This is a genomic window from uncultured Campylobacter sp., from assembly GCF_938030815.1.
Taxonomy (GTDB): domain Bacteria; phylum Campylobacterota; class Campylobacteria; order Campylobacterales; family Campylobacteraceae; genus Campylobacter_B.
In genome coordinates, this window is sequence record NZ_CALHII010000285.1 from 1 (window position 1) to 25,661 (window position 25,661).

The 25,661-nt window shown below is 49.8% G+C and carries 23 protein-coding genes and 1 pseudogene; 11 read left to right on the forward strand and 13 right to left on the reverse strand.

All coding sequences use genetic code 11. The annotated features are described in order from the left end of the window. Positions 1–196 precede the first annotated feature (196 nt). Genes Q0277_RS10650 through Q0277_RS10665 form a run of 4 tightly spaced genes read left to right on the forward strand, consistent with a single transcriptional unit; the run spans position 197 to position 3,671 of the window. Entirely contained in the window at positions 197–667 is a 471-nt protein-coding gene (locus Q0277_RS10650) for a DsbA family protein (RefSeq protein WP_297997937.1), read from the forward strand. A gap of 9 nt (positions 668–676) precedes the next feature. After that, a complete protein-coding gene (gene dsbI / locus Q0277_RS10655) occupies positions 677–1,300 on the forward strand; it encodes a protein-disulfide oxidoreductase DsbI (RefSeq protein WP_297997940.1) in 624 nt (207 codons plus the stop codon). A gap of 39 nt (positions 1,301–1,339) precedes the next feature. Further along, on the forward strand, positions 1,340–2,989 hold the full coding sequence (locus Q0277_RS10660; RefSeq protein WP_297997944.1) for a sensor histidine kinase: 1,650 nt from the start codon (positions 1,340–1,342) through the stop codon (positions 2,987–2,989). Position 2,990: 1 nt separating this feature from the next. Further along, entirely contained in the window at positions 2,991–3,671 is a 681-nt protein-coding gene (locus tag Q0277_RS10665) for a response regulator (protein ID WP_297997965.1), read from the forward strand. Positions 3,672–4,002: 331 nt separating this feature from the next. Here the strand turns inward: Q0277_RS10665 and Q0277_RS10670 are convergent, their stop codons facing one another. Then, complete coding sequence (locus Q0277_RS10670) at positions 4,003–4,653, reverse strand: thiol:disulfide interchange protein DsbA/DsbL (RefSeq protein ID WP_297997966.1); 651 nt, start codon at positions 4,651–4,653, stop codon at positions 4,003–4,005. A gap of 162 nt (positions 4,654–4,815) precedes the next feature. Here Q0277_RS10670 and Q0277_RS10675 point away from each other — a divergent pair, with 162 nt between their 5' ends. After that, on the forward strand, positions 4,816–5,658 hold the full coding sequence (locus Q0277_RS10675) for a substrate-binding domain-containing protein (protein ID WP_297997977.1): 843 nt from the start codon (positions 4,816–4,818) through the stop codon (positions 5,656–5,658). A 169-nt stretch (positions 5,659–5,827) separates the two neighbouring features. On the opposite strand, the gene Q0277_RS10680 is transcribed toward Q0277_RS10675, so the two are convergent. Further along, complete coding sequence (locus Q0277_RS10680) at positions 5,828–7,600, reverse strand: aryl-sulfate sulfotransferase (protein ID WP_297997988.1); 1,773 nt, start codon at positions 7,598–7,600, stop codon at positions 5,828–5,830. 188 nt (positions 7,601–7,788) lie between these two features. On the opposite strand from Q0277_RS10680, the gene Q0277_RS10685 reads away from it, so the two are divergent. Next, positions 7,789–7,998 carry a 4-oxalocrotonate tautomerase family protein gene (locus Q0277_RS10685; RefSeq protein WP_297882796.1) on the forward strand — a complete coding sequence of 70 codons (210 nt, stop codon included), beginning with the start codon at positions 7,789–7,791 and terminating at the stop codon, positions 7,996–7,998. Positions 7,999–8,021: 23 nt separating this feature from the next. On the opposite strand, the gene Q0277_RS10690 is transcribed toward Q0277_RS10685, so the two are convergent. The 7 genes from Q0277_RS10690 to Q0277_RS10720 form a co-directional block, all read right to left on the reverse strand. Continuing rightward, positions 8,022–8,606: an NAD(P)H-binding protein gene (locus Q0277_RS10690; RefSeq protein ID WP_297997989.1), complete on the reverse strand. Its 585-nt coding sequence runs from the start codon at positions 8,604–8,606 to the stop codon at positions 8,022–8,024. A gap of 116 nt (positions 8,607–8,722) precedes the next feature. After that, complete coding sequence (locus Q0277_RS10695; protein ID WP_297997992.1) at positions 8,723–8,905, reverse strand: hypothetical protein; 183 nt, start codon at positions 8,903–8,905, stop codon at positions 8,723–8,725. 91 nt (positions 8,906–8,996) lie between these two features. Next, positions 8,997–10,229 (reverse strand): peptidase T, encoded by a 1,233-nt coding sequence (gene pepT, locus Q0277_RS10700; protein WP_297997996.1) that lies wholly within the window; start codon positions 10,227–10,229, stop codon positions 8,997–8,999. An 11-nt stretch (positions 10,230–10,240) separates the two neighbouring features. After that, complete coding sequence (gene dcuC / locus Q0277_RS10705; RefSeq protein WP_297997998.1) at positions 10,241–11,569, reverse strand: C4-dicarboxylate transporter DcuC; 1,329 nt, start codon at positions 11,567–11,569, stop codon at positions 10,241–10,243. Between the two features lie 11 nt (positions 11,570–11,580). Then, positions 11,581–12,279 (reverse strand): dipeptidase PepE, encoded by a 699-nt coding sequence (gene pepE / locus Q0277_RS10710; RefSeq protein WP_297998002.1) that lies wholly within the window; start codon positions 12,277–12,279, stop codon positions 11,581–11,583. Positions 12,280–12,289: 10 nt separating this feature from the next. Beyond that, positions 12,290–13,606 carry an amidohydrolase gene (locus Q0277_RS10715; protein ID WP_297998005.1) on the reverse strand — a complete coding sequence of 439 codons (1,317 nt, stop codon included), beginning with the start codon at positions 13,604–13,606 and terminating at the stop codon, positions 12,290–12,292. 10 nt (positions 13,607–13,616) lie between these two features. Next, positions 13,617–14,855 carry a M20 family metallo-hydrolase gene (locus Q0277_RS10720; RefSeq protein WP_297998009.1) on the reverse strand — a complete coding sequence of 413 codons (1,239 nt, stop codon included), beginning with the start codon at positions 14,853–14,855 and terminating at the stop codon, positions 13,617–13,619. A gap of 238 nt (positions 14,856–15,093) precedes the next feature. On the opposite strand from Q0277_RS10720, the gene Q0277_RS10725 reads away from it, so the two are divergent. After that, entirely contained in the window at positions 15,094–16,104 is a 1,011-nt protein-coding gene (locus tag Q0277_RS10725; protein ID WP_297998013.1) for a hypothetical protein, read from the forward strand. 599 nt (positions 16,105–16,703) lie between these two features. Here Q0277_RS10725 and Q0277_RS10730 read toward each other — a convergent pair. The 3 genes from Q0277_RS10730 to Q0277_RS10740 all read right to left on the reverse strand — a co-directional run bounded on the left by Q0277_RS10730 (position 16,704) and on the right by Q0277_RS10740 (position 19,916). Then, on the reverse strand, positions 16,704–18,041 hold the full coding sequence (locus Q0277_RS10730) for an acetyl-CoA carboxylase biotin carboxylase subunit (protein ID WP_291938702.1): 1,338 nt from the start codon (positions 18,039–18,041) through the stop codon (positions 16,704–16,706). Beyond that, positions 18,038–18,496, reverse strand: a complete 459-nt coding sequence (accB, locus tag Q0277_RS10735) for an acetyl-CoA carboxylase biotin carboxyl carrier protein (RefSeq protein ID WP_291938704.1) — start codon at positions 18,494–18,496, stop codon at positions 18,038–18,040. Before accB ends, Q0277_RS10730 begins: the two co-directional genes overlap by 4 nt. 421 nt (positions 18,497–18,917) lie before the next feature. Next, positions 18,918–19,916 carry a type II asparaginase gene (locus Q0277_RS10740; protein ID WP_297998024.1) on the reverse strand — a complete coding sequence of 333 codons (999 nt, stop codon included), beginning with the start codon at positions 19,914–19,916 and terminating at the stop codon, positions 18,918–18,920. A gap of 174 nt (positions 19,917–20,090) precedes the next feature. Here Q0277_RS10740 and dcd point away from each other — a divergent pair, with 174 nt between their 5' ends. The 4 genes from dcd to Q0277_RS10760 all read left to right on the forward strand — a co-directional run bounded on the left by dcd (position 20,091) and on the right by Q0277_RS10760 (position 25,294). Beyond that, entirely contained in the window at positions 20,091–20,654 is a 564-nt protein-coding gene (dcd, locus tag Q0277_RS10745) for a dCTP deaminase (protein ID WP_005871523.1), read from the forward strand. Between the two features lie 3 nt (positions 20,655–20,657). Further along, positions 20,658–22,889 (forward strand): type I DNA topoisomerase, encoded by a 2,232-nt coding sequence (topA, locus tag Q0277_RS10750; protein WP_297998016.1) that lies wholly within the window; start codon positions 20,658–20,660, stop codon positions 22,887–22,889. Then, positions 22,886–24,028, forward strand: a complete 1,143-nt coding sequence (locus Q0277_RS10755; protein WP_297998019.1) for a metallophosphoesterase family protein — start codon at positions 22,886–22,888, stop codon at positions 24,026–24,028. Before topA ends, Q0277_RS10755 begins: the two co-directional genes overlap by 4 nt. A gap of 126 nt (positions 24,029–24,154) precedes the next feature. Continuing rightward, positions 24,155–25,294, forward strand: coding sequence for a cation:proton antiporter (locus Q0277_RS10760; RefSeq protein ID WP_297998021.1), 1,140 nt, complete (start codon positions 24,155–24,157; stop codon positions 25,292–25,294). 125 nt (positions 25,295–25,419) lie between these two features. Here Q0277_RS10760 and Q0277_RS10765 read toward each other — a convergent pair. Next, a pseudogene (locus Q0277_RS10765) lies at positions 25,420–25,661 on the reverse strand (hypothetical protein); the annotation flags it as partial.

Genomic DNA, 25,661 nt, shown 5'->3' on the forward strand with positions numbered 1-25,661 from the left:
AAGCCAGCTAAGCGGGGAGATATAAAAGTAGCAGTCGGGCACGTTGAGCGCTTTAATCCCGCGATCACGGCGCTAAAAAAAGAGCTTGAAAATCTGCGTGAGGGATATCTGGTGCTTAGGAAGGATTTTTGATGAAATTTAGCTCAAATCGGACAAAGGCTTATGGGTTAAATTTAGCGCGCGGAGGGCTTTTAGGATGAAAAAGGCTTTACTTTGCATCGGTAATCCCATGCGCGGAGACGACGACGTAGGCAACGAAACAGGGCGAATCGTCGAGGCAGCGAGTAAAATTTTTGCCGTTTTGGCCGTGATGGACGAGGAGAAGGGCGTGAGCCTGCTAGATGAAAACTCGCTGTTTAAAAAGGCTAAATTTGCCTACTACAAGGCCTATCACGATCAAAAGCAGCGCTGGAGCGACGGCAAGGACGAGGCTGCGTTTTTAAAGACGGGGCTTGATGCGGCCGGCATCAGCGAAGCGGACTATCAAAAAAAGCTAGAGGATCCAAAAGTCGCCGAACTGCTTAAAAAATGGGACGAGAGCTACGATGTAGCCAAGATCCAAGGCGTGCCGGCCTTTGTCGTAAACGGCAAATACCTCATCATGACGAAGTCCATCAGCTCCATCGACGGTATGGCGCAGCTAATCGAAGAGCTGTTCAAAAAATAGGGCGCGGGTATGAAATTTGCGGAAAAAATAGCGAAATTCGCAGACAGCCGTCTGCCGTGGGCGATCCTCGTAACGGTGAGCGTAGGGCTCGTGATCCTCGCGCACTCGCTGTTTCAAAACTACGTCTATATGCCGCCTTGCGAGCAGTGCGTCTATATCCGCTTTGCATTTTTATGCATGGCGCTAGGAGGCCTAGTCGCGATCATAAATCCTAAAAATTTACTCCTCGCCGCGCTTGGCTACCTGCTAGCCTTTTGGGGCGCGATCCAGGGCATAATGTATAGCGTAAAGCTCGCCAGGATCCACGACGCCGTGCACGGAGACGATCCGTTCGGCGTGCAGGGCTGCTCGACCGAGCCGCACTATCCGTTCGGCCTGCCGCTTGAGCGGTGGGCGCCTGATTGGTTTTTACCTACGGGCGACTGCGGCTACGATAACCCGATGGTTCCGGACGGCGTCACGCTAAGCGGATTTCAAAAATATCTCGTCGATCTTTACGAGGACGGCTGGTACCTGATCCCGTCAAGTAAATTTATGTCGATGGCAGACTGCACGCTGATCGGCTTTGGAGTCTGCTTCGTCGTGCTCGCCGCGATGTTCGTTTACAAAATTTTAACTATCAAAAAAGCTTAAATCGGTCTAAATTTAGACCGATTTTGCTATACTCGCCGCATGAGAGCCTTACGCGAGCATAATTTTAAAATTTACTTCATCATCATTTTCGCGAGCCTTTTCGTGGTGCTTTTGGGCGTGAAAAACTACGAGGATGCCAAGGCGCAGATCACGGCGCTCGCGGATAAAAACAAGATCGCCGCCAGCGAAAATATGGTCGGGAATTTCTCGTTTTGGCTAGACGAGCGACTGCACTCGCTGGTGCGCGCGGCTAAATTTATGCAAAACGAGGGCATCTCGCAAGATAGCGAAAAGCTGGGCGCCTTCATACGACTTTTCAAAGAAAACTCAGTAGAATTCGATGCCTTGCAGTTTTTGCGCGAGGACGGAGAAATTTTCGTAGACGGCAAGGAGCTAGGCGACGATGAAGCGATGCCAAAGAGCCTGCGCACGGGGCTTGTGTGGTTTGAAGAGACCAAAAACACGCTCGCACCCACGGTAAATTTTATGCAGCGCCATAAAATTTTAGGCGAACCGACGCTAAATTTATGCGTACCCGTCATGGACGGCGGCTCGTTTGCAGGGGTGTTTTGCGGCGTGGTGAAGCTGCAAAACATACTAAAAAATATGGAAAAATTTAAACTCGCGCCCGATTCATACGCCTTTATCGTTACGCACGGCGGCGAAATTTTAACCCCGATGAAGGATGCGGCGCTAAAAAAGCAGATCGAGGATAAATTTAAAGAGCTTTTCCTGCGGGGCGAAGATATCACGAGCCTAAATATCGGATCAAATTTCATCTCCGTCGCCGAGATCCCCACGCTAAACTGGTTCATCGGCGCAGGAACGGATAACGAAAAGGAGCTCGCCGCGCTGCTTAACTCCGTGCTAAAAAACGCCCTTATCTTGCTTTTTGCGTTCGCGGCGCTAGCGCTGGTGGCAAATTTCCTCCACAACTTTATGTACTCAAAAATCAAAAACCTACAAGACGACTACGAGGCCCTACTCAAGCACAAAGCGCGCATGAGCGAGGCGGGCGAGCTAATCAGCGGCATAAATCATCAGTTTATCCAGCCGGTTAATTCGCTAAATTTGATGATATCAAGCTTGCTTATGCTACAAAAAGACGGCAAGCTAGACGCCGCGACGCTAGAGCATATGCTGCAAAAGGGGCAGGCCGCGACCGTGCTTCTAAGCGATACGATCGAGATTTTTAGAAATTTTTATAAAACGAGCGACGCTCCGCAAAAATTTAGCGTAGAGCGCTGCGTCAAAGACCTGCTAAAGCTCATGCACACCGAGCTTAGCAAGGCAAACGTCTCGGTAAGCTTGCGCGAGTTTAAAGACGAAGAGGCCACGCAGCGGATGGGCATCGTGCAGCAAATTTTACTCATCCTCATACACAACGCCAAGGACGCGGTCGTGGAGCGGTACAAAGAGCAGATCGCCAAGCGGCAGGTTTTTATCGACGTCAAATTTGAAAACGGCATGTGCAAAATATCCGTCACAGACTACGGCAGCGGCGTGAGCAAGGAGCTTCGGGATAAAATTTTGACCCAGCCAAAAACTACCAAAAAGCAAGGAAGCGGCATCGGGCTGTATTTTGGCAAAAAGCTCGCAAACGAAAAGCTTTCAGGCGACGTCAAGCTGCTGAGCGCGGGCGATCCGACGACGTTTGAGCTCGGCTTTGAGACAAATTTAAAGGAGTGAGATGCAAGAGCATTTAAAGCTGCTTAAAGACCTGACCGTCCTCATCGTCGAGGACGACGAGATCGCAAGGGAGCTGCTAATAGGCGGGCTAAAGCCGTATTGCCTAAGCGTCTGGGGCGCGGGCGACGGGCTAGAGGGGCTGGAGCGCTTTAAAAAGCTAGCTCCCGCCATCGTCATCACCGACATCCACATGCCCGCGATGAACGGCTTTGAGATGATGAAGGAGATGATGCGCATAAAGCCCGCGCAAAAATTTATCGTCTTTACCTCCTACGACACCGACGACAACCTCATCAAAAGCATCGAGCACGGCGCGGCGTCGTTTCTAAAAAAGCCCATCGATATCGCCGCTCTGTGCCGTCTGCTCGTGGCCCTAACCTACGAAAAGGACGAAAAGCTCGTGCGTCTGGGTCCGCAAACCAGCATAAATCTCGCCAAAGAAAAGATCTACAAAAACGGCGAGGAAATTTATCTATCATTTTTGCAAAACAAGCTCTTTTGGCTATTTGCGTACAATCTAAACAAGCTCGTGAGCTACGAGATGATCGAGGAGTTCGTCTATGAGGGCGAGCAAACGAGCAAGGGCGCGATACAAAACGTCGTGCTGAGGCTGAAGCGGGAGCTGGGGGTTAAATTTAAAAATATCAGCGAGAGCGGATACATACTACTAAGCGGCGAATAGTCTAAATTTTGCGGCTTGTCTCGCGAGCGTCTTTAACGGAGCTAGTAAAAATTTAGCTCGGCGGACTATCTTGTCCAGCCTACGCTAAATTTTTACGTCGCAACCCTTAAATCCATCTCGCGATACTTCGCCTTGACTTTTTACGCTCAAATTTGGAGTCAAATTTGTAAATTTTGGCTCAAATTTTACCTGCCGAGACCCGCTCCTTTAAAACATAAAATTTAGTCGCTATCGTGCCGCAGGGCTTAGCGATAAAATTTGCTAGAAGCCTGCCACTGCGGCTAAATTTAATGCAGCGCGTAAAACAAAGCTTGCTTTGGCGCGGCGAAGCCTATTTCGCCAGCAGCTCCTTTACCGCAGCGACCATTTCATCGACGGAACCGAACGAGGAGGTGTTTAAGAGATACTTGCCGCTGACGACAAATGCCGGCACGCCCGAAATCACCGCGACCTCGTAGCCCGCGTCCCACTGCGCAAGCAGAGCCTGCGCCTTTTTGCTGGCAAGCGCCGCTTCATATTCGTTCATGCTCACGCCCGCGGCATCCAGCGCGGTTTTGATGAACCTTTGTTTATCACTGCCGCCACCAAAATCGTCCTTTTTGTCGTGGATCGCTTTGTAAATCGCGAATTTCGCCTTTTTAAATTTTGACTCATCGCTTAGTGGACTCACATCGTCCTTTTCATCAAGCACGATGAGGGCTGCGAATATACCGCTCGCCGTCTGTCCGAACACACCCTTGGTCTTTAGATGCCACGGCAAAAACTCCGCCCCTTCGAGCTTTTTCATCAGCTGCGGCGTGACCGTCCTATCAAACGCATAGCAGTGCGGGCACTCGTAGCTAAAAATTTTAACGATGCTGTTTTTCGGCACATTTAGCGGCTTTTGCAGCACTTGATAATTAACGCCCTCCTCTAGCGCGTTTGCACTGACGCCGAGCAAGCAAACGGCGGCTAAAATTCTTAAAAATTTAGCGATTTTCATAAAATTCCTTTGCGGTAAATTTTAAAGATTGTATAAAATAAAGGGTAAATTTGAAATAAAATCTAAGCAACGAGCTTCTTTTTTAATTCTTTAACCATTTCGAGTTTAAGTTCCTTGGTTGTATAATGCCTGAAATTTTACATTTCAAAACAAGGAGTAGCTATGAAAAAGTCTATTTGTATCGCGATTTTGCTATGCGCCAGTTTGATGGCGAGTGAGTGCACCGCAGTGTATGGAGATGGAAAAACGGAGCTAAAGCTTGCTACGGGAAGCCCGGGAGAGCTTGGGCTACTCGAAGTTTTATCTAATGAATTTAGCAAGGCAAACGACACCAAAATTTGCTGGATAAAAGCAGGAAGCGGTCAGACTCTCGAACTTTTGAAAAATAAAAAGATAGATATCGCTATGGTTCACGCTCCAAAGGCGGAAATAAGCGCCGTAAAAGAGGGCTGGGCTACGCAAAGGACGTTGATCGGATCAAACGAGTTTTTTATCGTAGGGCCTAAAAACGATCCCGCAAAGATAAAAACCGCCCAAAACGTAACAGAAGCCTATACTGATATAGCCAAGTCCCAAAGCCTTTTTTACACCAGAGCGGACAACTCCGGAACTCATAAAAAAGAGCTTAGTATCTGGAAAATGGCAAATATCGTTCCACAAGGTCAGTGGTATGAGGCAAATAAAGATTTTATGTTAGCGACTCTTTTAAAAGCTGATAAAAACGGAGCATATTTTATGAGCGATAGCAGCACTTGGGTCGTGGCGAAAAAAGATATAAAATCCAGCGAAATTCTATTTCGCGGCGATAAATATCTAATAAATACGTATTGCGCCCTAAGACAAAACGATAGCGATACTACCGAAAGCAAGAAATCGAAAGATTTTATAGATTTCGTAGCTTCAAGCGCAGGGCAAGAGATAATTAAAAATTACGGTAAAGACAGATACGGCGAAGGGCTTTACAACGACGCTGCATACGCTCAGAAATATTTTATAAGCGAGTAGAATTTAAGTCTTAAAAGATGAAATTCGGCAAATTTGATAAGCCGAATTTCAACGACGCGATGGGTAAAATTTAAGCAAGCGGGTTAAATTTCAAACCGAATTTAACCCGCCGCGTAAATTCTAAATTTAACTGCGGCGATCGCAGTAAATTTAATCTCGCCGCGAAATTTTAATAATCAAAAATATTCGGATCGATCACCAGCGCGCGGTAGGCTACGTCGTCTCTAGACGCCGACTCCACGTCCATTTCAAATTTAATGTCGTTTGTTTTCGGATCGATCTCCACGAGCACCATTTTGATCGTCTTATCGGGCTTTAGCAGATAGACATTCGAGCTTGAGATGAAGTAGGTGCTTTTATCCTTTTGCCACTCCACGACGCTCGTAACCGCGCTATAGAAGTCAAATCCGCGCTCCTTGCCAAACTCCCACGTCTGCTCGACGGTGCCTTTTTGCTCGTCGATCTTGTACTCGACCGCGCGAGAGTATTTTTGCTCTTTTAGCGCAGGCTGTTCCATGCCGCGGCCGTCGCCGTTGTCAAATACGCTGATGTGCTTGACGGAGCCCTTGTTGTCGTAGCGCGGAGTGAGCCACGCGGTGTGCTGCGTCCACGACCAGTCGAAATCGCCCTCGCATTTTGAGTTTTCGCACTTGATTTTGTTACCGTTTTTATCCACAGGCACTAGCACTTTTTCTTTAAAGTCCGCGCTCCAGCCCTCAGGCGATGCGAGGATCCATTTTACCTTTTTGTCGCGACCGATCTTAACTATGCCTTGGTGGCGAAGCGAAAGGATGATGCCATCGTCGCTAGGGTCATATGAGATGGAATTTACGTGCGCCCAGTTGCGTCCCGTGCCGGTCGAGGTCACGTCGCCGAATGGCAGATCGTCGCTTATTTTGATCTCTTTGGCGTCCATGTCGATATTTAGGCACACGGCGCGAGCGTCAAGAGCCTTGATGAGGTTGCTGCGGTAAACGTTTTTGCCGAAAATTTCATTCAGATCCCACTCGTCCACGACCTTACCGCTGCCGTCCACTTCGATGATGTGATCTCTGATTGTGTGCGAGATCCTGCCGTCTGCGTGGTGGTAGTTATATTTACCGACGCGAAGCAGCAAGTGATCATTCTTTAGCGGCATCACCTCGTGGCTAAAGTCGATGTAGCCGCGCGGCAGCTCGCGATTATACACCTCCTTGCCCATCATATCGTAGCGCATATATCGCTGCGCCATGCCCCAGCTCAGATCGCCGTTTGGCAGCTGATGAAAGCCCATCATCATGCCGCCGTCCATCACTCTGCGCTCGCTGCGGTCGTAAAATTTCTGATAGTCCAGATACCATCTGACCTCGCCCTGCGTATCGACGACGAAATTTTCAGTGAAGTCGTTCCAGCTAGCAGCACCGCCGTTTTTCCAATCAAGCGGCTTATAGACGCTCGTGATCGTGTTATTGATGAGATAGAGCCTATTTTTAAACGCAGGATCGACCTTTTTAACCTTCATCTTTTGCATATGGCTAAATCTATAATCGCGGCTATACGTCACGATCGGCTGAGCGTAAATTTTATACTTTTCGACCTTCTTTTCGCCGTTAAAAACGTAGCTTACTTCGACCTCGTTTAGATAGTCCGGATACAGCCCCCAGATCGGCACGCCGTCGTGCGTCAGCAGCGCATGCTCGGAGACGTTATAGGCGATGTCGATACCGCCGCCCGGTTTACCCAGCACCCGCACGTGGATATCCTTGATGTCCTTGCCCGCCCTATCGATAACGGCGGTCAGCGGCGCCACGTCGTATGGGTTGATAAACACCGAGCCAAGCTCGCCCTGGGTTTTTACCTGATGCGCCAAAACGCCTGCACTCGCAGTCTGCGGCACCGCTATAAACGCGCCGCCTGCTAAGGCCGCAGCCAAAACGATAGAACCGAAAAAATTCTTACGCATATTCGCTCCTTTTGGGTAAATTTATCAAATTTTACTACTACCGAATCACATAATAATCATACTAGCTTTAAATCAAATTTAAAGTTAAATTCTAATATATCTACTTAAATTTTAGAACGCAAGCGAGACGGGTAACAGTCTAAAATTTGATATAATTAGCCCTGCTTTATCAAATTTAAGGAGAGAAAATGCCATTCGTAAATATAAAAGTAGCCGCTCCGGAGCCTACAAAAGAGCAAAAAAAGCAAATCATCGCCGAGATTACGGACACGCTAGCGCGCGTATTAGGCAAAGACCCAGCCGCAATACTCGTGATGATCGAAACGCTCAGTATGGACAGCATCGGTAAAAGCGGTCTAAGTCTTGAGGAGATCAAACAAAATAAAGAGAAAAAATGAGCGAATTTTTATAGGATTTTGAGCTAAAAATCACGCTCGTAGCGGGCGATACTTGCGCCGCTAAGCGGTCTAAATTTACCGAACGCACAGGCGGGCAGCAGTTTAAAAACCGCCGCCGCAAGCCGCTCTAGCAGGCGAGTATCCGATCTCTCGCCCAAGATTGTCGGCGGACGGACGATCTGAAGGCTGTCAAAGCCGAGCTCGCTCACGCGCCGCTCGATACGCCCTTTGGCACGCAGATAAAAGCTTGGCGAACCTTCGCTCGCACCCGGAGATGATACGAGCACGAAGTGCCGCACGCCCGCTGCTTTACCCCACTTCGCCGCTGCATAGACGTAGTCCACGTCCACGCGTAAAAACGCCTCGCGCGAGCCCGCCTGCTTCATCGTCGTGCCCAGCGCGCAAAAAAATTCGTCAAATTTATGCGGCGCGATATCCGAGATACCCTCAAAATCAATGATCCGCGCGCGAAGCTTAGGGTGGCAAAAGCCTATCTCGCGGCGCATCCACGCCTCTACCTCATCGTAACCGGGACTCTCGCAAAGCTCGCGCACCAGTTCCCTGCCTACGACGCCCGTAGCGCCCAGCACCAAGGCGGATTTTCCCATTTTCGCTCCTTAAATTTCTTTAAATTTTAGCGCGCTTTACAGTCAAATTTAACTCCGGCGCTACGTTACTCAAATTTTACGCGCATATCGTCTGTGCGACGCATAATGCATAAATTTTAGCGTTTACCTGCGTAGTCAAATCGCGCAGCTTGCAGGCTAAACTCGAAGCTATTTCGATCCACCGCGCCCACGCATGCATCGCTATCATAAAGCGTGAGCAGAAATTCCACTACCTCCTCACTACAATGGTACCGCACAAAAGCCGCGTCGTAGTCGTAGCCCGCATCATCCGTCGCCACGGGACCAAAAATTCTGTCCTGCAGAATAAAATTTCGCGGCGGAATGAACGAGCTAAATTAAAATCTGCGCGCGGAGCAGAAAGCGCCCTAGCTAAGCTTGCGCCGCCGCTAGCGTTATAATCTGCTTAACCACCTCGCTCGCCGCTTTTAAAGAGCCTACGGGCAGATACTCGTAGATCGAGTGGAAATTGTGCCCGCCGGTGAAGAGGTTCGGGCACGGCAGCCCCTTTGCGGAGATGACGGCGCCGTCGTAGCCGCCTCGCATAGGCTTGATCTTGGGCTCGATGTTTAGGCTTTTAAAGGCCTGCTTCGCAAAGTGAATTGCTGGCGCGTCGTCGTTTTTCAAAAAGTTATAGACGTTTTTATAGCGGTCGTTTAGCGAAATTTCGATCCGATCGCCCCAGATCGCGCGAAGCCCGTCCGCAGTTTTTTGCAAAAATTCCATACGCTGCTCGTATCTTTTCTCGTCAAATTCCCTCACGTCGATCTTTAGGACAGTTTTTGCGCTATTGCCGCTAAGCTCCTTGACCCAAAAATAGCCCTCCTTGCCCTCTGTGTATTCGGGCGCCTCGCCCGCGGGCAGCAGCGAGATAAACTTGTGCGCCAAAAGTAAGGAATTTACGAGTTTGCCCTTGGCGTTCATCGGATGAGCGGACTGGCCTTTGAAGGTAGCGACGCAATCGCCCGCGTTCCAATTCTCGTAGATAAACTCGCCGATGCCGCAGCAATCAAGGCAATAGCCGAAGTCTGCGCCTACCTCGCTTACATCCAGCGCCTTTGCGCCTAGCAAGCCCTGCTCCTCGTCCGGCACGAAGCAAGCGATTATCTCGCCGTGTTTGATCTGCGAATTTTGGACGAAAAATTCCAGCGCATTCACGATCGCTGCGATCGCCGCCTTATCGTCGGCGCCTAGCAAGCTGGTGCCGTCCGTTACGATGATCTCATCTGCTTTGTAATCGTGCAGCTCCTCATTTTCGCTCTCTTTAAGATAGATCTCTAGCTCTTTATTCAAGCAAATATCGCCGCCTTCGTATCTTACGATTTGAGCCTTAGTGTCGCCCGTCTGCTCGGCACTGGTATCAAGGTGAGCGAAAAACGCTACTCTCGCAGCGGGCGAGTTTAAATTTGAGGGAATTTTAGCGATCAAAATCGACCTCTCGCTGAGGCTGATATTTTGGATGCCCAGAGCTTCGAGCTCGCTTTTTATGAGCTCTGCAAGCTCAAGCTCCTTGGGGTTTGAGGGCATTATGCCCGCTGCACCCGCGACCCTATTCGTGGTAGTGTTAATTTTGGTGTAGTTTAAAAACCTCTGCACGATATCCACAAATGAGCCTTTTACAAAATGAAAAATGCGATGACGCAGACGGATAGAAACATACCTAAAGCCGTTCTTTTAGCGATCTGAATAGGGCTTACCATCGCAAGTCCCGCGCAAACGATGCAAGCGCCCGCGATCGGTGATGCGCTCCTGCCTAGCGCGCCGCTTATCGCAACCGCCATACCGAGTTTATCTTGTTCAAAGCCCAGCGCGTCCGCATGCACTGTCACGGCGGTGTTAAACGCCATCGACGCCGCATCTCCCGAGCCCGTTACGATGCCCATAAAAAACGGCACGAAGGTTCCGCCGAATTTTACGTAGCCCTGCTCGTTCTTAAGCCACTCGATTACGAAATCGATCGCTCCGCACGCGCTAAGACCCGCGACAAAGACGCCCGCTGCGATGATGATACCTATGATCTCGGCATATGCGCTACCCATTCCTTTGAAAAATTCCTTCGTAATTTTTTGAGGATCGGTTAGAGTAACGGCGATGGTGAGGATAGCGCCCAGTAGCATCGCTTCGGCGACGCCCATCTTCGTCCATTTTAGGAAAGAGACCTGATTTAGGCTCGTGCCGCCGATTACCAAGATCACTAGCGGCACTAACGGCATAAGCGCGTATAAGACGTTTATCTTTTGAGGCTGCGCGTCTAAATTTGAACCGTCGGCGGAATTTGCGCCGCCCTCCTTTTGTGCGAGATAATTCACCCCCTTGGTGTAGTCTTTGCAAACTATCGCCGTTATACTCATTATGATCAAAACCACGATCAAAGCGGTAATCGCGCTAGAAAACTGCACCCCGATAACGTCTTGAACCGTGTAGGATGGGTTGTGTGCCTTTACCATATCGGCGACAAATACGTTGTGCGCCGAGCCCGGGCTTAAAACGCTACCGAAAGTTCCCGCAAATACCGCAGCTCCCGCCATCTCCGGTTTAACGCCCGCAGCCATCATCACGGGGATCAGCGTAGCGCCGACCGCAGCCGAGCAGCCCGCAGCGGAGGGGATAGCGATATTGATAAAATATGTAAGCGCCACGACGATAGGGATCAATAAAAATCCGATATTTCCAAGAGGTCTGGTGAGTAAATTTACAAGAGCGCGGTCGCATTCGGTAAATTTCATCACGAAGGCAAAACCCATACTGGCGCAGATCGCCTTAATAAGACCTGCTTTAGTCATATACGAGGTAAAGGCGCCCAGCCCGTCCAGCGGCTTTAGACAAAGCACGCACAGCACCAAACCCACGCCTATAAGCACGGTTTTAGTATCCTTTTTCATGATCAGTAAAGCGACGACTGCGACGATGCCCGCAAGCGCCAAAAGCAACCTAAGTGTCTCCACGATAACTCCTTTTAAATTTTAAATTTACTTCCCACGGCGATGCGCGAGATCTCTTTTTTATACTCGAATTTTAGCACGTCCGCATGCCCCATCACTTCGCACTCGTTTCCGTTTATCAAAAACGCGCTGCCCTCGGGCATAGCATAGACGCTGTCGTTTTGATTGACGATCAAAAACTCCTCCAGCCGCTCCTCCCTGCTCTCGCCGTTGTGGTTTGAAATTTTACCGCTTATGAAGTGCGGATTGATCTGGTGCGGAAAGATCCCCAGAGCTACCGGCGAGGGCGGGAAGACGATCGGCATGTCGTTGGTGGTCATCATCGTCTTGCCTGCGACGTTTGCGCCCGCAGACCAGCCGAAATACGGCGTGCCGCTATCCACGGCGTCTTTGATCGCGCCTAAAAGATCAAATTTATAAAGCTCATTTAGCAGCACGAAGGTATTGCCACCGCCGATGCAGATCGATTTGGCATTTTTAACGGCGGCTTTCATATCGGCAAATCGGTGGATCGATCTGATATTGTTGCTCTCCAAGCAGTCTGCGACCTTCTGCTCGTATTGTTCGTTCGTGCGCCTAACGCCCGCAAACGGAATGAATAAAATTTCATCCTCCCAAAGACCCCCTAAAAATTCTTTGATCCACCCCTTGCAGTGGTTCAGATAGCCGCTGTCTTTGTAACTGGAAGCGCTTAGAAGTAGTGCTCTTTTCATGCCGCTTTCCTTAAATTTTGCCGTTTAGCTTATACGCGCAGCGCAGATAAACGTCCACTCCCGCAAGCAGCGAGTCCTCATCGAAGTCAAATTTGGCGTTGTGATGTCCCGCCGCAAGTGTCGTACCTATCATCAAGTATCCGCTCTTGCCGCCCGCATCTTGCACCGAGCGCATAAAATGCGCGAAGTCCTCGCATGCACCGAAATTTAGCTCCCTTACGATCTTGTCGTTATCGATAAACGGCGATGCCTTCGCCGCATCCTCGTAAAGCTGCGTGGTGGCCTCGTCGCTATCGCCGCCTGCGGTACCGCCCGTAACCTGCACATCGTAGCTGACGCCGTAAATTTTAGAAACGCCCTCCACTATGTCCATGCATTTGGCCTTCATAAACTCATTCAGCTCCGTGCTCTCGCCGCGAGTCTCGCACGCAAGATAGCCGTTAGGCGCGATGACGTTGCGTCCTTCGCCCGCGCGCAGCACGCCGACGTTGATACGCGTGACGCCGTCTGCGTGCCTCGTGATGCCGTGCATATCAAGCGCCATCTCGGCTGCCGCGAGCAGAGCATTGGCTCCGTTTTGCGGCGCGCCCGCTGCGTGAGCGGACTTGCCTTGTAAGCTTACGTCAAATTTAGTGGTCGCGAGCAGTTTTTTGGTGCCGCAGATGATGCCTCTCATGGTAGTCGCCTGAAAGCCGATATGACCGCCCAGCAGATAATCCACGCCCTTGGTGACGCCTGCAGCCTCCATACCTACGGCGCCCCTGGTGCCCTCCTCGGCGGTTTGGAAGATAAATCTAAATTTACCGCTAAAATCATCTAAGCTCTGCGCGATCAGCTTTGCCAGAGCAAGCCCCATCGTGATATGCCCGTCGTGCCCGCACGCGTGCGTAATGCCGCTAATATCGGAGCTAAAGCCCTCCTTAAAAGGGCGGTGATCCGCATCCATGCTCTCGGTCACGTCCACGCCGTCTATGTCAAATCTAAAAGCGACCGTCTTGCCCGCGCGCCCCGTGTCGATCTGCGCCACTAGACCCGTTAGCCCATCCTCCATCGCATCAAGAAATTTTATCTGATCTGCGTTTAGAAGCTCTTTGGCGCGCTGCTTCGCCTTCTCGCAGGCATCCTTGCTGCCTACGCCCTGCCTCGCTTCAGCTTTCACCACCTCACGACCGAGCTTTATCTCATAGCCCAGGCGCTGCATTCGATCTGCGATAACGGCAGTCGTAAAAAAGGTAAACCAGCCCGTTTCGGGATGCGAGTGGAAAAACCTGCGATCCCCGATCATCTCGCCTTTGAGCGCCTCTACTTTTTGTGCGATAGCATCCATCTTCTCTCCTTTATTTTTTAGCTAAGCTTAACATCGCCGCGGCTAAAACCTTCGTAGCGGCAAACGCGTCGTGCCAGTTTATGCTTTCATTTACGTTGTGGCTGATACCGTCCTTACACGGCACGAAAAGCATCCCCACGCGATCCGCAAGCTCCGTCATATTCATCGCGTCGTGTCCCGCGCCGCTAGGAAGCCTCAGGCTTGGAATTTTAAGCTCGCAGGCACAGCTCTCAAGCAGATCTATCATCTCCTCGCTTAGCTTTACGGGGCGATCTTTAATGAGATTTTTTAGTTCGAATTTACACCCTCTGCGAGCGCAAATTTCATCTATCACGGCGCAAATTTTATCGTCCGCCGCCCTAAGCGCTTCCTCGTCTATATCGCGTATATCAAGACCTAACGTGCATGAGCCCGGGATTACGTTTAGTACGCCGGGTATCGCATTTGCATAGCCCGTCGTCGCTACCGTGGTTTTGCCCTCCTTTGCGATCCTCTCCGCGCTTAAAACGATCTCGCTAGCGCAAACTAGGGCATCGCAGCGCATATCCATCGGCGTAGCGCCGCTGTGATCGGCCCTACCCTCGATCCGCAGCTCGTATCGCACGGGCGCGGCGATACCCGTGACGATGCCTACTGGGATACCGCGTCGCTGCAATACCGGCCCCTGCTCGATATGAAGCTCGATGTAGCTATGAAAACTGGATTTGGGCAGGACGCAGCTTTTTAAATTTGCGGGATTTAGCCCAAACTCCTGCATGGCGTCAAATAGCGAAATTCCGTTCCCATCCTTTAGCTCGTCTAGCCGCTGCCGCGATAGCTTGCCGCTAATTATCTTGCTGCCTACGGTCGCCATTTTAAAGCGGCTCGATTCCTCGCAAACAAAGACGATGAGCTCCAGCGGTCGCGCAAGCTTCTCGCCGCTATCTCGCACCGTGCGGATCGCCTCCAAAGCGGCCATGACGCCTAGCGTACCGTCGTAAAAGCCGCCCTGCGGCACGCTATCGATATGTGAGCCAGCGCTGACGGACGGCAGATCTGGATTTTTAACGCCTCCAAATTTAGCGAAAATATTGCCCGTATCGTCAATTTTGATCTTGAAATTTTCTTTTTGAAGTAGCGATATGAGGAAGTTGCGCGCCGCTTTATCTTCGCGCGAAAATGCAAGCCGCGTAAGCCCGCCGCCCGCCAAAGCCCCAAAGCGGCTTATCTGCTCAAACTCGCTTTTAAAGCGCTGTATGTTTATGTCCATAAATTCCCCTTTTCTTAAAAAATTTATGAATACGGCATTTTAATATTAAATTTATATAACAAAGCTGAAATTTACTTATCGCGGCGGCAAATATGGCGCTAAAACGGCGCGAGCAAAGCCGCTTTAAGATAACGCTATAAATTTTAAATTTTGCCTTCTGGGCTTTAAAATCGCGACGCGCCTGCTTAGCTTCAGACTAAACGGATATAATTATCGCAAAATTCAACGAGGAGTGCAGATGAAGCAGGGCTCGCTAGAGGGGCTTTATGAAAAGCTAAGGCAATTTGATAGGCTGGCGGATAAGGAGGAGTATCTGTTTGATGCGATAAGGGGAGCTATCGAGGCGGAAAATTTCGAATTTGCCGCGCAAATTTGCGACTTTGTGCTAAACGAGGAATTTGAAAAATTCGGCGCATTTTTAAGAACCAGAGCGCTAATGTGGCTCACGGGCTACATCGCGCAAAATTTAAAAGAAAGCGAATACCCGAATTTTGGCGACTTTGAGAGCTGTCTGTGGAAATTTAAATGGATAGTCTCGGGCATCGCCAAAAGCTCCGTGATCGAAAGAGAGCTCATAGACGAGGCAAACGAGGCGATGCTGTTTTACTACGAGCGCTTGGAGCTCTCGCTGGCGGCCTACTACAAGGCTTTGATGAACCAAAACATCGATATGGGCGACGCTAGAGAGGCGAAGACCAACTACGAGCTATGGAAAAAGCTCGCTAAAGACGATATGGGTGACTGCGAGGCGTGCGAGGCATCGGGTGAGATCGCGTATCTGTGCTTTGCCGGCGAGCACGATGCGGCGCTAAAGCTAGCCGAACCGTTGCTCTCAGGCGAGCTAACCTGCTCCGAGGTACCGCAAATAACCTACGCGCCAATACTTTTTAGTATGATAGCACTAGGTAGGACCTGGGAGGCAAAAATCCTGCTGCCAAAGGCCGCGGCGACGATCGAGTCAAATCCTCGCGTCATAAATCAGATCGCGCCGCTAATCGAGATCGCCGTTAGGCTGGACGAGCGCGAGATGGCTCTAAATTTGGCTCACAAGCACTCGCGCGCGATCCTTGAGGGTAACGACGACCTAAATGACCTACGATTTTTCATCGCCGTTAGCGCATTTGGTGATGAGAGCAACTACAAGACGGCTTTGGAGCTGGCGGGCAAATTTGACGTTAGAAATCAAAACTTCTACTACGCCGATTATCTAAATAAATTTTACGAGGAATTTTCAGGGCTTGAAATTTGACGGTTTGGGAATCTGGAATGCTCTGCTCGTCAAATAGGACACCATTTCTTAAGCGCGTGCGACGAGATAGTTTAAAATTTGCAGCTCGATACTACTTCGCTCTCGCAACAGCGAGCGCGGTCAAGTTTACGCCGAACGGGTACAGCGGCTCGTGCGGTAAATTTTATACCGCTTACTCGCGCACGTCGGCAGCCGATTGCCGAGAAATGATGATAGAGCACGCAATACTAAAATTTTAACTCGATCGCTACGTATGAAAGAAAAATATCGTGGCGGCGCATACCAACGCTAAACCGCATGGACAAGAGCAAATATTTGCGACAGCAAGACACGTATTCTAAATTTCAACCGCCGCAGAATGTAAAATTAAACCGAGCCCAGCATTAATCTCACCGTAAAACACGCACGACAACGTATCTCGCGCAACGCTGCTAATTTGGCGGCAATTTAATAGCAAAATTTGAAGCGTAGCGCGACGAAATTTTAAAACAAAATCTCAAGTAGATTTTTAAATATAAAATTTCAAGAGGAATCTTAAATTTAGAATTTCAAATAAATTTTAAAATTCCAAGAGAATTTTATCCCTTGGAATTTTAAATTTAATGCTTGGCTAGGTAATTTGTATCGTAGTTATTATCCACGAAATCGGGGTTGTTCATCATCCTAAGATGAAAATCGCGCGTCGATTTTATGCCGCCGATGATGAGCTCGTCTAGCGCGACCTTCATCTTCGCAATCGCGCGCGCGCGGTCCTTGTCGTAAACGATGAGCTTGCCGATCATGCTGTCGTAGTAAGGCGGCACCGAGTAGCCCTCATAGACGTGGCTGTCCATACGCACGTTTCTGCCGCCCGGAGCGACGTATTTTGTGATTTTACCCGGGTTTGGCATAAAGCTTTTGGAGTCCTCAGCGGTGATGCGGCACTCAAGCGCATGTCCGCTAAATTTTATCTCGCTTTGAGGAAGCAGTTTCTCGCCCTGCGCGATGCGGATCATCCACTCAATCAGATCGAGCCCGCTTCGCATCTCGCTTACGGTGTGTTCGACCTGCAAGCGAGTATTCATCTCGATGAAATAGAATTTCTTATCCTTGCTATCATATAAAAACTCAAACGTTCCCGCGCTTGCGTATCCGATCGCCTTAGCAGCGCGAACCGCCGTTTCATGCAGGCTTTTTCGCGTCGGCTCATCTAAGATCACGGCCGGGCTCTCTTCGATCAGCTTTTGGTGGCGGCGCTGCATTGAGCAGTCGCGCTCGCCGATATGCACGACGTGTCCATGCTCGTCGCCTAAGACCTGAACCTCGATGTGGCGCGGGTTTGTGATATATTTTTCCATATACATCGTGCCGTCGCCGAATGCGCTCATCGCTTCGCTCTCTGCCGACCAAAAGAGCTTTTCGATATCCTCTTCGCGCTCGACCACGCGCATTCCGCGCCCACCGCCACCGGCTGCGGCTTTAATGATGACCGGATAGCCGATTTCGGCGGCTAGCTTGCGTGCCTCTTCGACGCTTGCGATCGCGCCGTCGCTGCCAGGCACTACAGGAATGCCCGCGCGCATCATCACTTGCTTAGCCTTGCTCTTATCGCTCATTAAAGTCATTGCCTCGACGCTCGGGCCGATAAATTTAATGCCGTGCTTAGCGCAAATTTCTACGAAATTTTGACTTTCGCTCAAAAAGCCGTATCCCGGAAATATCGCGTCAGCTTCGGTTAGCTCGCAGGCTGTGATGATCGCGGGGATATTTAAGTAACTATCGCTACTGCGCGGTCCGCCTATACAGACCGACGCGTCAGCGTATTTCACGTAAAGCGCGTCCTGATCGGCGGTGGAGTGCACGACGATGGCTTGCTTGCCCATCTCTTGGATCGTGCGAAGCGCTCTAAGCGCTATCTCGCCGCGATTTGCGATTAGAATTTTCTTAAGCTCCCTCATAGCTTCTCGACCTCAAACAGCGCCATAGCGTATTCGACGGGTTGTCCGTCTTCGACGAGAGCTTTTTTGATGCGGCAGTCGAATTCCGCTTCGATCTCGTTCATAATCTTCATCGCTTCGATGATACCGATCGTATCACCCTTATGCACGACCTGACCTACGCTTACGAACTCTGCCGCACCGGGACTTGGCGCTTTATAAAAAGTACCTACCATCGGGCTGTCGATCGTATCCATCGCGCCTTTTGAGGCGGGCTTATCGCCCACGAGCACATTTACCGCAGGCGCAGCAAGCTGCGGGGCAGGTGCCGGTGCGGCGAGCTGAGGCGTGCTCCCACCGCATGGGCCATATTTTTTTATCTCGATTTCAAAATCTTTATCTTTAATTTTTAGCTCGTTAATGCCCTGCTTCTCACCGAAAAAGTCCATTAACTCTTTGATTTCTGCTTTTGTCATAAATTTCTCCTGAAAAAATTTGCGAAATTTTAGCTAAATTTTTATAATTGTTTCTTTAAATGGATTTTTGCGGGACTTTTAAGAAGTGCAAAGCGAAATTTACGACAAAATTTGCGGACTGATTTTAAATATTTATAAGGTGCGATTTGCCTAGCCTATTTTAAAGCTCGGGCTTTGCGGGCAAAGCACGAAATTTTGCCGCAAGAACGTAAAATTATTTTGAATTCTTTAAAATTTATACTTCATTTTACGACTAGAATTCTACGCCCAAGCCCCGAGCGCGAAAATTCCGCGCTTTGCTTTAAAATTCCACCTTCGGGCTCGTATCAAAATCCTACGCCTTGCTTTTCTTTAAAATTTCGCGCTGAAATTTTATTTTATAACCCCGCGTCGAAATTCTATCCGCGCGAAGCCCTATGCGTTAATGTGTCGCAAAAAAGCTCTGAATTTTCGCTTTATCGCTCGTTTTGCTAAGAGCCAATATCAATAGTACGCGAGCCTTTTGCGGATTTAGATTATCGGCGGTTAGGAAGCCAAGTTTTGCGTCGTCCACCTCCGAGCTAACGCTAGTTGAGCCGCTGCCTGTACGGCTTGAGCGCACAATGATCACGCCCGCTTCGCTAGCTTTTGCAAGCGCAGCCTCCGTATCGGGGTATAAATTTCCGTTTCCCATGCCGGCGACTACGATGCCCTTAGCGCCCTTTTGCACGGCAGTCTCTACGAAATCGCCCACGTCCTGCGGATGCGCGTAAATAATATCGACTCGCGACAGAGCCTTGATATCTTTGATATTAAAATCGCTGCTTATGGTATGCTTACGAAGCGGCGCCATATAAAAATTTACGACGCCATAATTTACGGTGCCGATCTTGCCGGAATTCGGCGAGGTAAAAGCCGCAACATTAGTAGTGTTTGTTTTCGTAACCTCGCGCGCGGCGTGGATCTCGTCGTTCATCACTACAAGAGCGCCCTTTTCGCGAGCGTTTTTATCTGCCGCGACGGCAACGGCGTTGTATAGATTAAGCGGTCCATCAGCACTCATCGAGTCTGCGTTTCGCATCGCGCCCACCAAAACGATCGGTTTTTTGGATTTTACTACCAGGCTTAAAAAATACGCCGTCTCCTCCATCGTATCGGTTCCATGCACGATGACGACGCCGTCGACATCGTTTTTAGTAAGCAGTTCGCTTACGCGGTTTGCAAGCTTGAGCCAAATTTCATCGTTCATCTCCTGCGAGCCGATATTTGAAATTTGCTCGCTTTTAATCGTAGCTAAATCCCCCAGTTGCGGCACTGCCGATAAGATATCTTCTACATCCTTAGAGCCTGCGGTATAGTTGCCCTCCGTGGCACTTGCGCTGCTTCCTGCGATCGTACCGCCGGTAGCTAAAATATAAATATTTGGCTTCGCAGCAGCCAAAGATGACGCGATAAAAAACGTAATAAACGCAAATTTCTTGAGTAGTCCCATAGTTGCTCCTTAAAAAGTAATAAAATTTTTATAATTTAAGCAAAATTCTAGCATAAAATTTTTATTATATTTTATTTTGCTGCTATAATGCGCGAAAAATTTTGATTATTTTAAGGAAATTTTATGGGACTGAAAAGCGATAAATGGATCAGACAGATGTCGCAGCAGCACGATATGATAGCGCCCTTTTGCGAGGAGAATATCGGCCGCGGCGTCGTTAGCTACGGACTTTCGAGCTACGGATACGACATACGCGTAGCGCGAGAATTTAAAATTTTTACAAACGTCGGCGGAACGGTCGTCGATCCTAAAAATTTCGACGCAAAAAACGTCGTAGATTTTGAGGGCGACGTCTGCATCGTGCCGCCGAATTCCTTCGCGCTAGCGCGTACCATCGAATACTTCAAAATGCCGCGCGACGTGCTTGCGATCTGTCTGGGCAAAAGCACCTACGCGCGCTGCGGCATCATCGTAAACGTAACGCCCTTTGAGCCCGGTTTTGAGGGGCACATCACGATTGAAATTTCCAACACCACGCCGCTGCCTGCAAAAATTTACGCGAACGAAGGCATCGCGCAGGTTTTGTTTCTGCAAGGAGATGAGCCGTGCGAGGTGAGCTACTGCGACAAAAAGGGCAAATACCAAAGCCAAAAAGGCATCACGCTGCCTAGAATTCTAAAGGATTAAACAATGAAAAATTTAATCATCGTAGAATCCCCCGCAAAAGCCAAAACGATCAAAAATTTCTTGGGCGCCGATTACGACGTAATCGCGTCTAAAGGCCATATCCGCGACCTTCCTAAAAAACGCTTCGGCATCAAAATCAAAGATAAAAGCTTCGAGCCCGAATACGAAATCAGCGCCGATCACGATCAGATCGTAAAGCAGATAAAGACGCTCGCCAAAAAGGCGGATCAAATTTATCTCGCGACGGACGAGGACCGCGAGGGCGAGGCGATAGCCTATCATATCGCCGCTTCGATCGGCAAGCAGGCGGAGGAGCTGCCGCGCATCGTATTTCACGAGATCACCAAAAGCGCGATCTCAAACGCACTAAGCTCGCCGCGCAAGCTCAATATCGCAAGCGTAAACGCCCAACAAGCGCGCCGCCTGCTCGATCGCATCGTGGGCTACAAACTAAGTCCGCTTTTAAATTTAAAGATCCAGCGCGGCTTAAGCGCGGGTCGCGTCCAAAGCGCCGCGCTTAAGATCGTCGTCGATCGCGAGCGTGAAATTTTAAATTTTAAGCCGGTAGAATTCCACAGCATCGACGCGGTTTTTAAGAAGGACTTGGAAGCCGAGCTCGTGGAATTTCGCGGCAAAAAGATGGAAAAGCTTTCGGTTAAAAACGCGGCGCAGGCTAGCGAGATCGTCCTGACGCTGCAAAAAGACAGATTTAGCGTAGAGAGTATCGAGAGCAAATCGCGCAAAACAAACCCTTACCCGCCGTTTATGACCTCGACGCTGCAGCAGGCGGCGAGCACGGCTCTGGGCTTTAATCCGCGAAAGACGATGAGCCTCGCGCAGAGCCTTTACGAAGGCGTCAATACCAAAAACGGCGGCGCGATCACTTACATGCGAACCGACTCGCTAAATATCGCTAAAGAAGCGATTGCGGCGGCTCGCGAGCTAATCGGTGAGCGCTTTGGCGAAAAGTATCTGCCGAAAAGCGCGAATTTATACACCACTAAAAGCAAAGGCGCACAGGAAGCGCACGAAGCAATAAGGCCTACCGATCTAAAGCTTACCCCCGAGCTCGCGCAAAAAATCCTGCCTCGCGACGAATACCGCCTTTACGCGCTCATCTATAACCGCTTCGTAGCCTCACAGATGAGCCCTAGCGTCTCGCAGATCCAAACGATCATCGTGCGCGGCGAAGCGGGCGCGTTTAAGATCAGCGGACGCAAGGTGGAATTTGACGGATTTTACAAGGCTTACGGCGATCTGGATAAGGATAAAATTTTACCGAGCCTTAGCGCAGGCGACGCGATGAGCCTACAAAGCCTAAGCTCGCAGCAGCATTTCACCGAGCCGCCGGCACGCTATTCGGAAGCGAGCCTCATCAAAAAGCTCGAAAGCCTCGGCATCGGTAGGCCCTCGACCTATGCGCCTACCATCTCGCTGCTTACGGCGCGCAACTACGTAAATATCGAGCAAAAGCACCTGGTGCCGAGCGAGATCGCCTTTAAGATCACCGAGATGCTGGAGCAAAATTTTAAAAATATCGTCGATAGCGAGTTTACCTCCAAAATGGAGGAGAAACTCGACGACATCGCCGAAAACAAAGCGGACTGGCAGCAAATTTTGGCGGATTTTTACTACCCTTTTATGGACGAGATCGCCAAAGGAAAAACGTCGATCGCAAGCCAAAAGCTAGCCGAAAAGATCGGCGAAGCATGCCCGAACTGCGGCGGCGAGCTACTTAAGCGCCAGGGCAGATTCGGCGAGTTCATCGCTTGCTCGAACTATCCGAAATGTAAATACTCCCGCAACGCGGACGCCAGCGCCGAGGGGGCGAGCGAGGAGAAGGCGGCGCCCGAGGTGCTAGATGAAAAATGCCCGCAGTGCGGTAAAAATCTGATCAAGCGCAAAGGCAGATACGGCGAGTTTATCGCTTGCGAGGGCTATCCGAAGTGCAAATACTCGCGCAAAATCGAGGGCGCGGCAAAGGAGAAAAAGCCGCTGCTCTCTACGGGCGTTAAGTGCCCGAGCTGCGGCACGGGCGAGATCGTCGAGCGCTTCTCCAGACGCGGCAAATTCTACGGCTGCACGAACTACCCTAAATGCGGCTTTGTGAGCAACTATGCGCCGATTGCGCGCGCATGCCCGCAGTGCGGCAACTCATACATGCTCCGCAAAGAGCTGAAAAAAGGCAACTTCGCCGAGTGCCCGCAGTGCAAGCTTAAAGAAGAGATCGATTGATAATAGGCGTCATCTCGGACTCTCATCGCGAAACAAAGGTCGCTGCCAGCGCCATAGAGTGGCTGCTCGCGCGCGGAGCGGATCTGCTCGTGCACGCAGAGGGCATCGTCGCGAGCGAGGCGCTGCGGCTTTTGAGGCAAAGCGGCAAGCCCTATTTCGCGGTTTTAGGGAACAACGACGAAGCGCTTACCGAGTTTAAAAATGAGTTTAACCTGCACGACGAGCCCTTTTGCACGGAGTTTGCCGGGCTGCGACTAAAAATAATGCACCATCCGTTTTATCTCTTTGACGAGGAGCCCGCAGCGCAAAATGAAGCAGACGGATTAAATTTAGACGCGGATTTGGGTACAGGTGCGGATAGCGCGGTAAATTTTCGCATGGATTGCGGCGCGGGCCTAGCCAAAAATTCTAGCTTTAGCGACGAAGCAAGTTGCGGCATGAATTTAGGCTCAAACTGCGGAGCAGATCGCAGAGAAATTTTAATCGCAAATTCTAATGGCGCGGACGTTAATAAAATTTTAGATAGTGCGCTCCGCGCAGACGAAAATTTCAAAAACGCGCATAAAGCGAGCGTAAATTTAAAAAGTGGGCAACCCGCAAGTCCAAATGTAAACTTGGGCTTAAATGCGGGCGCAGATTTAAACTCAAATGCAAATTTAGACTTAGACTTAGGCGCGGACCTTACTTCGAGCCCGAACGCAAATTTAAACTCAAATGCAATCACAAATTTAACCGCGGGTATGAGCCCAGATATGAACTCAAAAGCAAGCTTCAGTGCGGATCGCGCAGTAAATTTAACGGCGCCGAGCTTAAACGCAAATTTATCCGCACCGAACTCATGCGCAAATTTAGTCGCACCAAACTTGAACTCAAATTTGACCGCAAGTTCGGGTACCAATACAAGCGGCGAAAGTAAAAATTGGGGCCTGTGCGGGCGAGGCGCGGATAAAATTCCAACTATCAAAATTTACGGCCACACCCATTTTTTCGCCGCGGCGGTGGACAAAAACGGCACGCTCGTGCTAAATCCGGGCGAGATTTGCGGGCGCAAAAAGCGACTTTTTGAGTTTGCCTACGTTGTGGCGCAAGAGCGGAAATTGCGCGTATCTCGTCTCCGTTCGCAGTGCAAAGAACTATAAAGCTACCGAAAGGAAGTCTTAAAATGATACGAAAAGCCCCTGGGCAGCCAGAGAAAATGCTAGAAAGATGCGAAAAAATTCTAAAACAGTGCGGAGAAAATCTAAAAGGATGCGAGGCCAAAGCTTATGAATGAAATTTACGTCTTAATCGCGCTATCGTTTTTGATCTTTGCTTCGCCCTTTTTGGCTAGCCTAGCTAGAATTCCGCTCTCGCCCATGGAGATCATGCTTGGCATCATAGCCGCAAATTTAGGGCTTTTGCCGCCAAGCGCGACCTTCGATCTAGCCGCGCAGATCGGCTTTTGCTACCTTATGTTTTTGGCGGGCTGCGAGGTGGATTTCCGCGCGCTGCTTGCGATGCCGCGCAAAATTTTGCGGCTGATCCTAATCTTTCTGGCGCTGCTTTATACCCTAAGCGCGCTTGCGGTTTGGATGTTTGAACTGCCGCAGATGCTTATCATCGCAGCGCCTTTGATGAGCGTCGGGCTGCTTTCGGCGCTGTATAAGGAATACGGCAAGGATCAAGCGTGGCTAAACCTCGCGATGCCCGCGGGCGTGATCGGCGAGCTCATCAGCATCGCCGCCCTCACGGTGGGCGGCATCTACCTTAAAAACGGCTTCGGCGTGGAGATGGCGCTTCATATCGGCGCGCTTTTGGGCTTTTCAGTCGCCGCTCTAGCGGTTTTTAAAGGGCTTGAAATTTTATTTTGGTGGTTCCCCGCGCTAAAAACGGTCATCATGCCCAAATACGACAAAAACGAAAAGGACGTGCGATTTGCGATGGCGCTGTTTTGCCTCATCTGCGCGGGAGTAATGCTTTTGGGGCTTGAGGTCGTAATCGGCGCCTTCATCGCAGGCACCTTTCTGCCGACCTTTTTCTCGCACAAGGACGACCTCATCGAGAAGCTATCGTCGTTCGGCTTCGGCTTTTTGGTGCCGATATTTTTCATACACACCGGAGCGGTGATCAAGCTTGAGGCGCTTCTTATGCCCGGAGTGATGAGCTTTGCCGCGAGCCTAGCGGCGCTGATGTTTGGCATCAGGCTGCTTGCGAGCGCTACGTTTTTAGGCACTCTGGGGCGCAAAGGCGCGGCGCTTTTCGCGCTATCGCTTTCTATGCCTCTGACGCTAGTGATCGCCACGGCGACGCTCTTTTACTCTACCGCCGCGATCTCGCAAGAGACATACTTCGCGATGATCATCGCCTCGCTAATAGAGGCGCTCGCGTCGATGATTTTGATAAATTTTATTTACAAAAAATTTTAGGGCGGGAATTTAAAATTTTGAAATTATAGGATTTTGGAATTTTAGAATTTCAAAATCCTACTAAATTTTAGAATTCTATGAAATTTGATTTTATGCGGGATTAAAATGGAGTTAAATTTGAAGCCCTATTTTGCGGCGCAATCGGTTAAGTCTTGTAGTTCCATAGTATAGTTTGGGATTTGCTCCCGAGTAGAATAACCATACGCTTTTAATATTACATTCAACAGCTTCATTATATCGCTTGCCGACAAAAGAGGTGTTTGCTTTGGATTTAGATTGAGTAGTTTCCAAATTCTATGGAATTCTCCAGGTCTCAATGCTTCGTCGATATCATAATCAAGGGTGACTTCAAATTTAACTCCATTTT

Bases quoted from the DNA above. Each gene is read 5' to 3' on its own strand.
- Q0277_RS10725 (WP_297998013.1), top strand. From the start codon at position 15,094: ATGAAGCAGGGCTCGCTAGAGGGGCTTTATGAAAAGCTAAGGCAATTT.
- Q0277_RS10685 (WP_297882796.1), top strand. From the start codon at position 7,789: ATGCCATTCGTAAATATAAAAGTAGCCGCTCCGGAGCCTACAAAAGAG.
- Q0277_RS10665 (WP_297997965.1), top strand. From the start codon at position 2,991: ATGCAAGAGCATTTAAAGCTGCTTAAAGACCTGACCGTCCTCATCGTC.
- Q0277_RS10680 (WP_297997988.1), bottom strand. From the start codon at position 7,600: ATGCGTAAGAATTTTTTCGGTTCTATCGTTTTGGCTGCGGCCTTAGCA.
- Q0277_RS10760 (WP_297998021.1), top strand. From the start codon at position 24,155: ATGAATGAAATTTACGTCTTAATCGCGCTATCGTTTTTGATCTTTGCT.
- dcd (WP_005871523.1), top strand. From the start codon at position 20,091: ATGGGACTGAAAAGCGATAAATGGATCAGACAGATGTCGCAGCAGCAC.
- Q0277_RS10720 (WP_297998009.1), bottom strand. From the start codon at position 14,855: ATGGACATAAACATACAGCGCTTTAAAAGCGAGTTTGAGCAGATAAGC.
- Q0277_RS10690 (WP_297997989.1), bottom strand. From the start codon at position 8,606: ATGGGAAAATCCGCCTTGGTGCTGGGCGCTACGGGCGTCGTAGGCAGG.
- accB (WP_291938704.1), bottom strand. From the start codon at position 18,496: ATGACAAAAGCAGAAATCAAAGAGTTAATGGACTTTTTCGGTGAGAAG.
- Q0277_RS10670 (WP_297997966.1), bottom strand. From the start codon at position 4,653: ATGAAAATCGCTAAATTTTTAAGAATTTTAGCCGCCGTTTGCTTGCTC.
- Q0277_RS10730 (WP_291938702.1), bottom strand. From the start codon at position 18,041: ATGAGGGAGCTTAAGAAAATTCTAATCGCAAATCGCGGCGAGATAGCG.
- Q0277_RS10650 (WP_297997937.1), top strand. From the start codon at position 197: ATGAAAAAGGCTTTACTTTGCATCGGTAATCCCATGCGCGGAGACGAC.
- dsbI (WP_297997940.1), top strand. From the start codon at position 677: ATGAAATTTGCGGAAAAAATAGCGAAATTCGCAGACAGCCGTCTGCCG.
- Q0277_RS10715 (WP_297998005.1), bottom strand. From the start codon at position 13,606: ATGGATGCTATCGCACAAAAAGTAGAGGCGCTCAAAGGCGAGATGATC.
- Q0277_RS10675 (WP_297997977.1), top strand. From the start codon at position 4,816: ATGAAAAAGTCTATTTGTATCGCGATTTTGCTATGCGCCAGTTTGATG.
- Q0277_RS10660 (WP_297997944.1), top strand. From the start codon at position 1,340: ATGAGAGCCTTACGCGAGCATAATTTTAAAATTTACTTCATCATCATT.
- topA (WP_297998016.1), top strand. From the start codon at position 20,658: ATGAAAAATTTAATCATCGTAGAATCCCCCGCAAAAGCCAAAACGATC.
- pepE (WP_297998002.1), bottom strand. From the start codon at position 12,279: ATGAAAAGAGCACTACTTCTAAGCGCTTCCAGTTACAAAGACAGCGGC.